Origin of the sequence: Bordetella tumulicola, assembly GCF_965138755.1 — a bacterium.
In the GTDB taxonomy this organism is placed as follows: domain Bacteria; phylum Pseudomonadota; class Gammaproteobacteria; order Burkholderiales; family Burkholderiaceae_B; genus Bordetella_A; species Bordetella_A tumulicola.
The window spans coordinates 16,963-30,365 of record NZ_CBCSFP010000015.1 but is presented as its reverse complement, the minus strand read 5'-3'; the positions used below and the strand labels follow the sequence as shown (position 1 = coordinate 30,365).

Sequence of the window (13,403 nt, the reverse complement as noted above, 5' to 3'; positions counted from 1 at the left end):
CATATAGAGGGAAGATAGCCTAATGTCGAGTAATACTGTCGCCCAGTTCGCTACCGAGCTGAAAATGCCAGCCAACGTGCTGCTCGAGCAGCTGCGTTCGGCTGGTGTTGTCCTCAACTCGGTGGACGATGCGGTCACAGACAGCGACAAGGCGAAGCTGCTCGACTCTCTGCGCCGCGCTCATGGCGCGACCGAGGGCAAGAAGATCACCTTGACGCGTCGCCAGACCTCCGAGATCCGCCAGGCAGATGCCACCGGCCGCTCGCGTACCATTCAGGTCGAAGTCCGCAAGAAGCGCGTGTTCGTCAAGCGTGATCCGTCCGAGATCGCCCAGGAGCAAGCCGAAGCCACCGAAGCAACCACAGCCGCAACGACCATGCCGGAATCTGCGCCTGCCGCTGACGATGTGGTTGCAGCGCCCGTCACTTCTGTGGTTGAACCCATTGTTGGTGAGCAAGCACCCACCCCTGCAGAAGCTCCTGCCAGCAAAGAGGCAGGAGCCTCGGCGGAGCCCGCGCAAGTCGAGGCTAGCGAATCGCCGGATTCAGTTGCTGCCGAACCTCAGGCCGAGACGCCTGAGTCGACGCCGCCCGCCGCCGAATCCGTGCCCGAGCCCGAGACCCCGCCCGTTTCCGAGCGGACTTCGCCCGAGGCGGCATCCGAGCCCTCATCTGCTCCCCCCGCGACGCAGGCCGAGCCTGAGTCCCAACCCGAACCGGCTACCGCGTCGGCAGAGCAGCCGGACTCCCCGGCTGAATCCGCCGCTGAACAAGCCGCTCCCGTGCGCGAGGCCTCTGCGGCCCCGTCGGAACCTGTTGTGCAAGCTGAAATCGAAACTATTTCCAAATCTACCGCTCATTCGCCCAAACCGCCGCAGCCCGCGGCTGCGCCCAAGGCCTCCGCTGGTGCGCCTCGTCTGACGCGCGCCGAGCGTCGTGCTCCGCCGCCGCTGGCCCAAAGCTCTGGCTCCGCTGGCGATGGCGCGTCGCGCGAAGACGCTCGCCGCAAAGCCGAGGCTGAGGCCGCCGCGCTGCGTGATATGTTGAATCGTCCGCGCAAGGTATTGCGTGCACCCGAGCCCGAGGCCCCCGCGCCCCTGTCAGGCACGTTGCACAAGCCTAGCGGCAAGACGGCTGCACCTGGTGCCAAAAAAGACGCCAAGCCGGCGGCTGGTCCCGGTTCCAAGAAAACCATCAAGACGGCAGAGGTCTCCTCTTCCTGGTCTGATGATGCGTCGCGCAAGAAACCCGCCGATGCCAAACCTGCAGCCCCCAGCCGTGATGGCTGGCGTGCGGGAGGCAAGGGGGGCGGCAAAGGCGGTCGCAACAATCGCAACCAGCAATCGGATCATCGCCGTCAAGAGCCGGCCCAACAAGAATTCATCGCACGCGAAGTCCACGTGCCTGAGACCATCAGCGTGGCCGATCTGGCACACAAAATGTCGGTCAAGGCGGCCGAGGTGATCAAGCACCTGATGAAATTGGGCCAAATGGTCTCTATCAATCAAGTGTTGGATCAAGAAACCGCCATGATTGTGGTCGAGGAACTCGGGCACGTCGCGATCGCGGCCAAGCTCGACGATCCGGAAGCCTTCCTGGACGACGCGCCCGTCGCTGTTGATGCCGAGGTGCTGCCTCGTGCGCCGGTGGTGACCGTCATGGGTCACGTCGACCACGGCAAGACCTCGCTGCTGGATCACATTCGCCGTGCCAAGGTCGCCTCGGGCGAGGCCGGCGGGATTACCCAGCACATCGGCGCATATCACGTTCGCACCGAGCGCGGCATGGTGACCTTTCTGGACACCCCGGGCCACGAGGCGTTTACCGCCATGCGTGCACGTGGCGCCAAGGCCACGGATATCGTTATTTTGGTGGTGGCGGCCGACGACGGCGTTATGCCGCAAACCCGTGAAGCGATTCACCACGCCAAGGCCGCCGGCGTGCCGTTGGTTGTGGCGGTGAACAAGATCGACAAACCCGAGGCCAATCCCGAGCGCGTCAAGCAGGAGCTCGTGGCCGAAGAGGTCGTTCCGGAAGAGTACGGCGGCGACGTGCCGTTCGTATCTGTGTCGGCCAAGACCGGCGCGGGTATCGACGACTTGCTCGAAAACGTATTATTGCAGGCCGAAATCCTTGAACTGACCGCACCCATCGAGGCACCAGCCAAGGGGCTGGTCATCGAAGCGCGTCTCGATAAGGGACGCGGTCCGGTTGCCACCATCCTGGTGCAGAGCGGTACGCTCAAGCGCGGTGATGTGATCCTGGCCGGCGCCAGCTTCGGTCGCGTGCGTGCCATGCTGGACGAAAATGGCAAGCAGATCCAAGAGGCAGGTCCGTCCATCCCCGTGGAAATCCAAGGTCTGACGGACGTGCCAGCTGCTGGTGACGAACTCATGGCATTGGCCGACGAGCGCAAGGCGCGCGAAATTGCCTTGTTCCGTCAAGGCAAGTTCCGCGACGTCAAGCTGGCTCGTCAACAGGCCGCCAAGCTCGAGTCCATGTTCGATAACATCGGCGAAGGCAGACAGACGCTGGCATTGATCGTCAAGACCGATGTCCAAGGCTCTCAAGAGGCGTTGGTTTCTTCGCTGACCAAGCTTTCTACCGACGAAGTCCGAGTGCAGGTTGTGCACGCGGCGGTGGGTGGTGTTTCCGAGAGCGACGTCAACCTGGCGATTGCTTCGAACGCTGTCGTCATCGGCTTTAACGTCCGCGCCGAGCAAAGCGCCAAGAAACTGGCCGAGTCCAATGGCATCGACCTGCGCTACTACAACATCATCTACGACGCTGTGGATGAAGTAAAAGCCGCCATGTCGGGCATGCTTGCTCCTGAAAAGAAAGAAGAGATCATCGGTCTGGTCGAAATCCGCGAGGTTTACACTATTTCGCGTATCGGCGGCATTGCGGGTTGTATGGTGCTCGACGGTATCGTTCGCCGAGACTCGCAAGTCCGTTTGTTGCGCAACAACGTGGTCCACTGGTCTGGCTACCTCGACTCGTTGCGTCGTTTCAAGGACGACGTCAAGGAAGTCAAGTCCGGCTTTGATTGTGGTCTGACCTTGCGCGGCAACAACGATATCCAGGTGGGCGACCAACTGGAAATCTTCGAAATCAAGGAAATCGCGCGTACGCTGTAAAAAGCGGCCGCGACTTTCATACGTACTACATGAGCCGTCACAAGTCTAAATCCATCCCCGGTCGCAATTTGCGACTGGCCGACCAGATCCAAAAGGATCTGGCTGGCCTTATCCAGCGCGAGATCGATGTATCTCGCGCCGGATTAATCACGCTGTCCGGAGTGGAGCTGTCGGCTGACTACGCACACGCCAAAGTCTATTTCACCGTGATGGGCGCCGAGCCCGAAACGGCGACGGCGGCGCTCACCGAGAAAGCCGGTTGGCTGCATTCCTTGCTGTACAAGATGCTGCACATCCATACGGTACCCCGATTGCATTTTGTGCACGACGTACAAATCGCACGCGGTATTGAAATGTCGGCGTTGATTGACCGTGCAAACCGGCCTGGCCCGGTCGCGGATGAGCCTGACGAACCCGAAGACCCGCGCTGACCGGCTGTCGTCACTGCTGCTTTTTTCCCGGAATTGACGATGGCTAAAAGACGAGGGCTTGCGCTCGATGGTGTCCTGTTGCTCGACAAACCTGTAGGTTTGTCCAGTAATCACGCCCTGCAGCGCGCCCGACGCAGTATGGATGCTGCCAAGGCAGGGCATACGGGTACACTGGATCCGTTTGCCACTGGCTTGCTGGTGTGCTGTATGGGGCGCGCAACCAAGATTTCCGGTGCGATGCTCAATGCCGATAAGTCTTATCATGCGACGCTGCAGTTTGGCGAAGAAACTGATTCAGGCGATTTGACTGGTATTGTCACGACGCGTGCGGCGGATGGCTTCAGCGTGACCGAGTCGGCTTTGCTCGATGTATTGTCACGTTTTCAGGGCATGATCGAGCAGGTGCCGCCGATGTATTCGGCCCTCAAGCGCGATGGCAAGCCCTTGTACGAATACGCGCGTCAGGGCATTGAACTCGAACGCCCCGCGCGTCAAATCAATATTTACCGCATCGACCTGTTGTCACTAGAAGGCAGCCGGGCCGAGATCGATGTGGCGTGCAGCAAGGGTACGTATATACGCACCCTGGCTCAAGATATCGGCCGGGCACTAGGTTGTTATGCCCACCTGGCGGCGCTGCGGCGCACGCACGTCGGGCCGTTTTCGCTGGATCGCGCCATTACGCTCGAGGCCCTGCAAGCCATGAGTGACCCCAAGCAGGCTTTGCTTGCATTGAATGAATTGCCGGCGGGCCTGCTGCCCGCCACTCCGACCTTAAAGGACCCGCTATGACTCGCGCCTTGCGCAACGTCGCCATTATTGCCCACGTCGACCACGGTAAAACCACCCTGGTCGACCAGTTGCTGCGCCAATCCGGCACCTTCCGAGAGAATCAGTCGGTTACGGAGCGGGTCATGGACTCGAACGACCTCGAAAAAGAACGCGGCATTACGATTCTGGCCAAGAACTGTGCCGTCGAATACGAAGGCACGCACATCAACATCATCGATACCCCGGGACACGCGGACTTCGGTGGCGAGGTCGAGCGCGTGCTGTCCATGGTCGACGGCGTGTTATTGCTGGTTGATGCGGTCGAAGGTCCGATGCCGCAGACCATTTTCGTCACCCGCAAGGCACTGGCGCTGGGTCTCAAGCCCATCGTCGTGGTCAACAAGGTTGACCGCCCGGGTGCGCGTCCCGACTTTGTGATCAACGCGACCTTCGATTTGTTCGACAAGCTGGGTGCTACCGAAGAACAATTGGATTTCCCCGTCGTGTATGCGTCGGGTCTGTCCGGTTATGCCGGGCTGGCCCCCGATGTGCGCGAGGGCGATATGCGTCCGCTGTTCGACGCCGTCCTGCAGCACGTTCCGCAACGCGACGATGATCCCAATGGCCCGCTGCAGATGCAGATCATCTCGTTGGACTACAACAACTACGTAGGCAAGATCGGCGTTGGCCGTATCAACCGCGGGCGTATCCGTTCCGGCATGGAAGTCGCATTCCAGTTTGGCCCCGAGAGTTCGGTTGCCAAAGGCCGTATCAATCAGGTGATGAAATTCAAGGGCCTGGAGCGCGAATTGGTCGATGAAGCTGAAGCAGGCGACATCGTTCTGATCAACGGCATCGAAGACATCGGTATCGGTTGCACCTTGATGGATCCGGCTAATCTGGAACCGTTCCCCATGTTGCGCATCGACGAGCCGACGTTGACCATGAACTTCATGGTGAACACCTCGCCGCTGGCGGGCCGCGAAGGCAAGTTCGTGACCAGCCGTCAGTTGCGCGACCGTCTGGAACGCGAACTCAAGTCCAACGTTGCGCTGCGTGTGCGTGACACGGGCGACGATACTGTGTTCGAAGTCTCCGGCCGAGGTGAATTGCATCTGACCATTTTGCTGGAAACCATGCGGCGCGAAGGCTACGAGTTGGCCGTGTCGCGTCCTCGCGTGGTGTTCAAGGAAATCGATGGCGTCAAGTGCGAGCCTTTCGAGGCGCTGACGATTGACGTCGAAGATCCGCACCAAGGCGGCGTGATGGAAGAGCTTGGCCGTCGCAAGGGCGATCTGCAAGACATGCAGCCCGATGGTCGTGGCCGTACCCGCCTGGAATACCTGATCCCGGCCCGTGGCCTGATCGGCTTCCAGAACGAGTTCCTGACGCTGACCCGTGGCACGGGCTTGATGAGCCACATTTTCCACGAATACGCAGCGATGCGCGAAGGCAATATCGGCGAGCGTCGCAACGGCGTGCTGATCAGCCAGGACAACGGTGATGCCGTCGCCTACGCCTTGTGGAAGCTCCAGGACCGTGGCCGTATGTTCGTCAGCCCCGGCGAGGCCCTGTACGAGGGTATGATCATCGGTATCCACAGTCGCGACAACGACCTGGTCGTCAACCCGATCAAGGGCAAACAGCTGACCAACGTCCGTGCCTCGGGTACTGACGAAGCCGTGCGCCTGGTGCCGCCGATTCAGATGTCGCTGGAATACGCAGTCGAGTTCATCGATGATGACGAATTGGTCGAAATCACGCCCAAGTCGATCCGCCTGCGCAAGCGCTACCTGCAAGAGCACGAACGTCGCAAGGCTTCACGCGAAAACAACGCCTAAGTCCGCGTTGATCCCGTGCGCTTGAAAATGGCTGGTAATGCTCGCAAAGCTTACCAGCCATTTTTTTACCGCCGGGCCGCCCCAAGGTAAAAACACCCCCTCGGGGGGCAGCAAGCCGAAGGCGCAGCGTGGGGGTCCTTTTACCGCCGGGCCGCTCCAAGGTAAAAACACCCCCTTTGAGACCCTTTTTATTCAGCCCGGCAGCGATGGCGCGTATTGCTGGTCGTCTTGTTGCGTCGCATGAAAATCCAACACGCGTTGTACGACTTTGTGGGGATCGTCTTCGATGATGAAGAGCTCTGTGTCGTGTGCGCTGATCATGCCATTGCCCAACATTTGATCGTTCAACCATCCGACCAAACCTTGCCAGTACTCCCGGCCCACCAGAATGACCGGCGCGGGCGGGACTTTGCCGGTCTGAATCAGCGTGAGGGCCTCAAACAGCTCGTCCATCGTGCCAAAACCACCCGGCAACGCCACATAGGCAAAGCTGTGCATGAAAAAAGTGGCTTTGCGCGAATAGAAATATTCAAACGACAGGCTGATCGTCTGGTATTTGTTGTTGTGCTTTTCATGCGGTAGGCTGATGTTCAGCCCGACGCTGGTACCTCCCGCCTCAAATGCCCCTTTGTTGGCGGCTTCCATGATTCCCGGGCCGCCCCCGGCGATGACGGCAAAGCCCGCGTCGGCCAGTGCACCGGCAATGACTTCGCTAGTTTCATAATAGGGCGAGCCGCGACTGACGCGGGCACTGCCGAACAGGCTGACAGCAGGGCCTAAATTGGCCAGTTGCTCTGCCGCTGTGCGTATCTCTGACATAATCACCGGTATTTGCTTGCCGGCGGGCGTTTCTAATTCTGCGTTTGTAACCATGAAAAAAACCTTATTGCTGGTAGACGGTTCGAGTTATTTGTACCGCGCTTTTCACGCTATGCCCGATTTGCGCAATGCGCAAGGCGAACCCACGGGCGCACTCTATGGTGTCGTGAATATGTTGCGAAAGCTCGTGTCTGATCATAAGGCAGACTACGCCGCTTGTATTTTTGATGCGCGCGGCAAGACTTTCCGTGACGATCTCTACCCTGAATATAAATCTCATCGGCCTTCGATGCCCGAAGATCTTGCCGCTCAGATCGAGCCCATACATCAGGCCGTCAAGGCGTTGGGTTGGCCGGTTTTGGCCATCCAGGGCGTCGAGGCCGACGACGTTATCGGCACCCTGGCCTGCCAGGCCACTCGCGAGAACATACACACCATTGTATCGACTGGCGATAAAGATCTGGCGCAATTGGTCGACTCGCACGTGACGCTGGTCAATACGATGAGTGGCGAGGTGCTCGACGAGCCAGGCGTACAAAACAAGTTTGGCGTGTCGCCCGAGCGCATCGTGGATTATTTGATGTTGATCGGCGATACCGTGGACAACATTCCGGGCGTGACGAAAGTCGGCCCGAAAACCGCGGTGAAGTGGTTAAGCGAATTCGGCACCATCGATGCGCTGGTCGAGCAGGCTGACGCTATCAAGGGCGTGGCGGGTAACAATCTGCGCGAGGCGATCGCTCAGTTTCCGCTGACCCGCGAATTATTGACCGTGAAATGCGACTGCGATTTGACCGGGCATATCGCGAGTATTGATGATCTTGCGCCGCGCCCGCCCGATACGCAGACCCTGCAGGCACTATACGAAAAGTATGGTTTTCGTACCTGGCTCCGAGAGGTCACGGGCGATGCCGCGCGCGTACCCGAGGGCGATGCGCGCGTGATCGCGCAGGCGCCTGCGGCGCCCATCGAATTGCGTTATGAAATTGTTTCCGCCTGGCCCGCGTTCGACAAGTGGATGGACCAGATTGCCGAGGCGCCGCTTGTGGCGCTAGACACAGAGACGACCTCGCTGGACGGTATGCAAGCCCGCTTGGTCGGGCTATCCCTTTCCACCGAACCGGGGGTAGCCTGTTACATCCCCGTGGCTCATCGGGGGCCGGATAACCCGGAGCAACTGCCCAAGGACGAAGTCCTGGAGCGCCTGCGTACCTGGCTGCAAGACCCGGCGCGGCCCAAGCTGCTGCATCATGCTAAATACGATACTCATGTGTTTGCCAACGAAGGCATTGCGCTGGCCGGTATTCAGGAAGACACCATGCTGCAAGCCTATGTGCTGGAGTCGCATCGTGGCGTTGGCCTGAGCGACTTGTCGCAGCGTTATCTGGGACGCGGCGGTATTACTTACGAAGATCTGTGCGGCAAGGGAGCCAAGCAAATTCGCTTCGATGAGGTTGCGGTCGACAAGGCGGGTCACTATGCTTGCGAAGATGCCGATTTCACGCTGCAATTGCATCAGGCGTTGCGCCCGCTCGTCGCGGCCGACACCGGGTTGGAGCGCATTTATCAGCTGGAAATCCAGACGTCCCGCGTGCTGACCGTGATCGAGCGCAATGGCGTGAAAGTCGATGCGGCCGAGCTGGGTCGACAAAGTCATCGCTTGGGTCAAGAGATGCTCACGCTAGAGCAGCGCGCCTACGAGTTGGCGGGCCAGCCATTCAATTTGAATTCACCCAAACAGCTTGGCGAAATCCTGTTCGGTCGTATGCAGTTGCCCGTCGTACGTAAGACGGCCAGCGGAGCGCCCTCCACGGATGAAGAAGTCCTGACCAAGCTGGCGCAGGATTACCCCCTGCCGCAGGTGTTGCTGGAATATCGTGGGTTGTCCAAGCTGAAGTCGACCTATACCGACAAACTGCCGCGCATGATCAATACGCAGACGGGCAGGGTGCATACGCATTACTCTCAGGCGGCAGTCATCACGGGCCGCCTGGCTTCGTCCGACCCGAATTTGCAGAATATTCCCGTCCGAACCGAAGCGGGGCGACGCGTGCGCGAGGCCTTCATCGCCGAACGCGGCGTGCTGGTCTCCGCGGACTATTCGCAGATTGAACTGCGCATCATGGCGCATGTGTCCGACGATGCCAATTTGCAGAAGGCCTTTGAGGCGGGCGAAGACATTCATCGTGCCACGGCCTCCGAAATTTTTGGCGTATCACTCGCCGACGTGTCCAGTGAGCAACGGCGCGCCGCCAAGGCGATCAACTTTGGCTTGATCTACGGCATGGGCGTGTTCGGTCTGGCCTCCAACCTGGGCATCACGCGTGATGCCGCGCAGGCCTATATCGATCGTTACTTCGCGCGCTATCCCGGTGTTGCGCAGTACATGGAAACCACCCGGCAACTGGCCCGCCAGCAAGGCTATGTCGAGACGGTTTTTGGCCGTCGCCTGCAGTTGCCCGATATCCGCGGCGGCTCCGGACCTCGCCGCCAGGGCGCCGAGCGTGCGGCCATCAATGCGCCCATGCAGGGTACGGCAGCCGACTTGATCAAGATGGCCATGGTTGCCGTACAAGGCTGGCTGGATACCGAACGACTGGCCAGCCGCATGATCATGCAAGTCCACGACGAACTGGTATTGGAAGTCCCCGACGACGAACTGGAAACGGTGCGTCAACGTCTGCCCGAGCTGATGTGTCAGGTCGCCACGTTACGGGTGCCACTCTTAGCTGAGGTCGGTGTTGGGGCGAACTGGGAGCAAGCCCACTAAACCGCCCCCCTCACCAGGTTTGCCTGCGTCGGGGCGGAATAGGGTAATAAGTGAAATGATATAATGTAACTTATCCTTCCTTCCTGCCCCGCTTCCCATGTTGCTTTTTTCGATCTTGCTGGCCACCGTCGCAGGTGGCCTGATTGCTGTGCTCGTTGCCAGTTGGTTGGCCTATCGCGTGTTCAGCAAATATCTGCATCATATGGTCAGTTTATCGGTGGGCGTGCTGTTATCGGTCGCACTATTGCACTTGCTTCCCGAGGCATTCGAGAGCGCTCAGGCCGATATTCATACGCTCTTTGCCGTTATGCTGGCGGGGTTGCTGGGCTTTTTTGTCCTCGAAAAAATCGCGTTGCTGCGCCATAGCCATCACCACGAGGGAGATGGGCATCATCATCACAAAGGCCACGACCGACACGAAGCCGGCCGCGGCGGCGTGATGATTCTGATCGGCAGCTCCTTGCATAATTTATGCGATGGGGTGTTGGTCGCCGCTGCCTTTTTGACGGACCCGGTACTGGGTGTCCTGACCGCGTCGTCCATCATCGTGCACGAAGTGCCCCACAAATTGGGCGATTTCGTCGTTCTGCTCAATGCGGGCTTGGCGCGACGTCGCGCATTCATGTTGATCCTGTTCACCAGCCTGTGCACGGCGCTGGGCGGGCTGGCCGGTTATTTCGTTTTACAACAGGCCCAGGAGATCGTGCCCTATGTTCTAGTGATCGCCGCCAGCAGTTTTCTGTATATCTCGGTGGCCGATCTCATCCCGCAAATGCACGAACGCGTGTCGTTGGCCGACGCGATTCCGCAGTTGCTCCTGGTGGGTGTTGGGGTAATCCTTATTTATGGTGTAACGTCGTTCATGCACCATGGTCATGAACACGACCGTCACGATGCCGAACGCCAGCACGAGCAGCATGAGGCCGTTCATTCGCATTGACGATCGCGATGCTTGTCCCATTTCGAGCATCTGGGTCACCATGAGCAATGGTGAAAACTGATAGTGCTGTCTCACGCACGTCGCGACGAAATCCTGCCGTCTTCGGCAGGGCATTGGCATAAGGAGTTCTGTCATGAGTTTTGCCCCCGCAGCTGGCCAGCCAACGGTGACGACTATCCATACGGATGCCGAAGGGCTGGAGCAGGGTGATATTGATTTGCCTGTGCCAGACGGCACAATTGCCGCGTATTACGCGGCGCCACTCGGAAAACAAGACCTACCGGTGATCCTGGTGGTACAAGAAATTTTTGGTGTGCATGAGCACATTAAAGATATTTGCCGTCGTCTAGCCAAGGCCGGTTATCTCGCCATCGCCGCCGAGCTTTATCAACGACAGGGCGATGCCTCGCAATACACCGATGTCCCCACGTTGATTTCCGAGATCGTCGCCAAAGTCCCGGACGAACAGGTCTACGCGGATCTGGACGCGTGCGTGGCCTGGGCGGCGCAGCATGGTGGCGATACTTCGCGCGTTGGCGTGACCGGCTTTTGCTGGGGAGGGCGCTTGACCTGGATGTACGCTGCGCATAATCCCGTCGTGAAAGCCGCGGTTGCCTGGTATGGAAAAATCACGACAGGGCATGGCCCCTTGATCAAGACCATGGTGCAGGATGTAGCGGCCAACACGCATGCGCCGGTGCTGGGTTTGTATGCTGGTCAAGACGCCAGCATCCCGCTTGAGGGCGTCGAGGCGTTGCGTACCATCCTCGCTCAGGGCAACGATGCCGCGCAGGCGTCGGAAATCGTGGTCTACCCAGAGGCCAGTCACGGCTTCTTGGCGGATTACCGCCCGATGTATCGTGAAGCGGACGCGCGTGACGGCTGGCAACGCATGCTGGCCTGGTTCCAGCGCTATCTTTAATGTGATCCACGGCATCCACGGCTAAGGCCGATGGGTGCCGTACGGTTTAATTTCCAGACTCTCGCTCGCGCACACGGCTGGGCAGCAATTCGCCATGTCGAGCCAGCAAGGGATAGGCCGCGGCGCCGACCAGATGCGAGTTGATGCTTTTCATATCCCGCAGAATATCCAGGTAGAGCGCGCCAATTTCGGCGGCATCGGTCTGTCCGGATTTTATTTTCTCCAAAAGCGCTTCGGACTCCTGCGCTTCGAGTTTTCTGAACCGCGACTTTTCCCCTGCCAGTTCACGCGCCTGAGTGACGTCATCGTTGACGAACAGCGCAGCGGCTTCTCTCTGATTCGATATCAGGCGCGCTATCGTGTCGTCCAGTACCTGCCGTTGTTCGAGCGACAGGACCCAACCTAGTTTGCGCAGGCGGGCAATGTGACTGAGCACACCATGGTGGGTGACATCGGCGGCATGGCCGACGTTGCTGGCAAAGGCCAGAATATCGTCCAGCCGCCGGGTGTCCGTACGGGTCATGTCTTCGCGGTCGAGCATGGCCAGATAGGTCGTAATCGCCGCTTCTATTTTGTCGGTGGCATCGTCCAATTGACGTGCTTGCACGAGACGGTGGCGGTTATCGCGCTTGAAACCGGCGCGGGCATAGAGCAAGAGCGTTTGCAGCATGTCAGCCATGCGTAGCGCTTCGCGCGTGGCGTTTCCCAGGGCGACAGCGGGTACATCGTGCGCCGACTCATCAAGATACTTTGGGCGGGCCGGGTCATTCGGATCGACGCGCTTGGGTAGCCAGCGTGTCAATAGCGCCGCATACGGCGTCAGCAAGGGCAGGAAAACCAGCGCAATGGCGACATTGAATACCGTATGAAAATTGGCGACCATGCGCCCGTTGTCGCTCTCTATCATGCTCATCCAGTCGGGCAGCCAGGGCAGCAGCAGCAGGCCCAGTACGGCACCAACCACGCGAGTCAGTAAATTGCCTAGAGGCAATCGGCGTACAGCCGGGTCATCGCCGGTGACGCCTTCGAGCATGGGGTTGATCGATGTGCCCAGATTGGCGCCCAGTACCAGCGCGAGCGCCAGGGGCGGTGTGACTAACTCATGGTCTGCCAGCGACATGATCAGGATGATGATGGCAACGCTGGAGTGCGACGCCCAGGTCAGCGCCGCAGACAACAAGACGGCCGCTACAGGCTGGGTCGCCAAGGCATTTAATATCTGGCCGAGCAACGGAGCATGCTGGAGGGGGGCAAACAGTTCCATCAGTTGATGTAACGAGAGCAGCAACAACCCCAGCCCGATGAATACCCGGCCCAAGTCGCGCGTACGGCCGGGCGGATAGCGACGAAACATCCACACGCCCACCAGGATGAGCGCGGGCGCCAATGCCGTCAGATTGAACGACAGCACCTGGACAATCAGGGTCGTTCCGACGTTGGCGCCCAACATGGCCGCCAAAGCCGGAATCAGACCCACCAGGCCACCACCTGCAAAACCCGTGATCATCAGGCCCGTGGCCGTGCTGCTTTGCAGCGCGGCTGTGATACCCAGGCCCGTTGAAAAAGCTCGTAGCCGAGTACCGAGCGCACGTCCTAGTGCTGCGCCCAAAGCCGCACCGAACGCACGTTGCACGCCCGTTTGCACCATGTGCACTCCCCACAACAACAGGGCCACATAGCCTGCAAAATCGAGTAAGGGGATTAGTCCTGACATGGCGGATAGGGCGAGATCAACGGGCAATTCCTGTTCTAGGCTGGAAGCAAACGTGTCAT

General features: G+C 59.3%; 9 protein-coding genes. 7 read left to right on the top strand and 2 right to left on the bottom strand.

Going from position 1 to position 13,403, the window contains the following annotated elements; genetic code table 11:
• Nucleotides 1-22 precede the first annotated feature (22 nt).
• The 4 genes from infB to typA are packed head-to-tail and all read left to right on the top strand — an operon-like array spanning nt 23 to nt 6,179.
• Nucleotides 23-3,136, top strand: a complete 3,114-nt coding sequence (gene infB / locus ACNAZS_RS24520; protein WP_415793160.1) for a translation initiation factor IF-2 — start codon at nt 23-25, stop codon at nt 3,134-3,136.
• A 29-nt stretch (nt 3,137-3,165) separates the two neighbouring features.
• On the top strand, nt 3,166-3,567 hold the full coding sequence (rbfA, locus tag ACNAZS_RS24515; RefSeq protein WP_415793159.1) for a 30S ribosome-binding factor RbfA: 402 nt from the start codon (nt 3,166-3,168) through the stop codon (nt 3,565-3,567).
• Between the two features lie 39 nt (nt 3,568-3,606).
• The gene (truB, locus tag ACNAZS_RS24510) at nt 3,607-4,359 is read left to right on the top strand and encodes a tRNA pseudouridine(55) synthase TruB (RefSeq protein WP_415793158.1); all 753 of its coding nucleotides are present in this window, start codon (nt 3,607-3,609) and stop codon (nt 4,357-4,359) included.
• The gene (gene typA / locus ACNAZS_RS24505; RefSeq protein WP_415793157.1) at nt 4,356-6,179 is read left to right on the top strand and encodes a translational GTPase TypA; all 1,824 of its coding nucleotides are present in this window, start codon (nt 4,356-4,358) and stop codon (nt 6,177-6,179) included. Before truB ends, typA begins: the two co-directional genes overlap by 4 nt.
• 192 nt (nt 6,180-6,371) lie before the next feature.
• Here typA and ACNAZS_RS24500 read toward each other — a convergent pair whose 3' ends face one another.
• A complete protein-coding gene (locus ACNAZS_RS24500; protein ID WP_460475431.1) occupies nt 6,372-7,052 on the bottom strand; it encodes an LOG family protein in 681 nt (226 codons plus the stop codon).
• Here ACNAZS_RS24500 and polA point away from each other — a divergent pair.
• The 3 genes from polA to ACNAZS_RS24485 all read left to right on the top strand — a co-directional run bounded on the left by polA (nt 7,051) and on the right by ACNAZS_RS24485 (nt 11,630).
• The gene (gene polA / locus ACNAZS_RS24495) at nt 7,051-9,768 is read left to right on the top strand and encodes a DNA polymerase I (RefSeq protein WP_415793156.1); all 2,718 of its coding nucleotides are present in this window, start codon (nt 7,051-7,053) and stop codon (nt 9,766-9,768) included. The two genes, ACNAZS_RS24500 and polA, sit on opposite strands and share 2 nt — an antisense overlap.
• 97 nt (nt 9,769-9,865) lie before the next feature.
• Nucleotides 9,866-10,708: a ZIP family metal transporter gene (locus tag ACNAZS_RS24490; RefSeq protein ID WP_415793155.1), complete on the top strand. Its 843-nt coding sequence runs from the start codon at nt 9,866-9,868 to the stop codon at nt 10,706-10,708.
• 133 nt (nt 10,709-10,841) lie between these two features.
• Complete coding sequence (locus ACNAZS_RS24485) at nt 10,842-11,630, top strand: dienelactone hydrolase family protein (protein WP_415793153.1); 789 nt, start codon at nt 10,842-10,844, stop codon at nt 11,628-11,630.
• 46 nt (nt 11,631-11,676) lie between these two features.
• Here the strand turns inward: ACNAZS_RS24485 and ACNAZS_RS24480 are convergent, their stop codons facing one another.
• Nucleotides 11,677-13,344 (bottom strand): Na/Pi cotransporter family protein, encoded by a 1,668-nt coding sequence (locus tag ACNAZS_RS24480; RefSeq protein ID WP_415793152.1) that lies wholly within the window; start codon nt 13,342-13,344, stop codon nt 11,677-11,679.
• Nucleotides 13,345-13,403 lie beyond the last annotated feature (59 nt).

Bases quoted from the DNA above. Each gene is read 5' to 3' on its own strand.
- infB (WP_415793160.1), top strand. From the start codon at position 23: ATGTCGAGTAATACTGTCGCCCAGTTCGCTACCGAGCTGAAAATGCCA.
- typA (WP_415793157.1), top strand. From the start codon at position 4,356: ATGACTCGCGCCTTGCGCAACGTCGCCATTATTGCCCACGTCGACCAC.
- ACNAZS_RS24500 (WP_460475431.1), bottom strand. From the start codon at position 7,052: ATGGTTACAAACGCAGAATTAGAAACGCCCGCCGGCAAGCAAATACCG.
- rbfA (WP_415793159.1), top strand. From the start codon at position 3,166: ATGAGCCGTCACAAGTCTAAATCCATCCCCGGTCGCAATTTGCGACTG.
- ACNAZS_RS24490 (WP_415793155.1), top strand. From the start codon at position 9,866: ATGTTGCTTTTTTCGATCTTGCTGGCCACCGTCGCAGGTGGCCTGATT.
- ACNAZS_RS24480 (WP_415793152.1), bottom strand. From the start codon at position 13,344: ATGTCAGGACTAATCCCCTTACTCGATTTTGCAGGCTATGTGGCCCTG.
- ACNAZS_RS24485 (WP_415793153.1), top strand. From the start codon at position 10,842: ATGAGTTTTGCCCCCGCAGCTGGCCAGCCAACGGTGACGACTATCCAT.
- truB (WP_415793158.1), top strand. From the start codon at position 3,607: ATGGCTAAAAGACGAGGGCTTGCGCTCGATGGTGTCCTGTTGCTCGAC.
- polA (WP_415793156.1), top strand. From the start codon at position 7,051: ATGAAAAAAACCTTATTGCTGGTAGACGGTTCGAGTTATTTGTACCGC.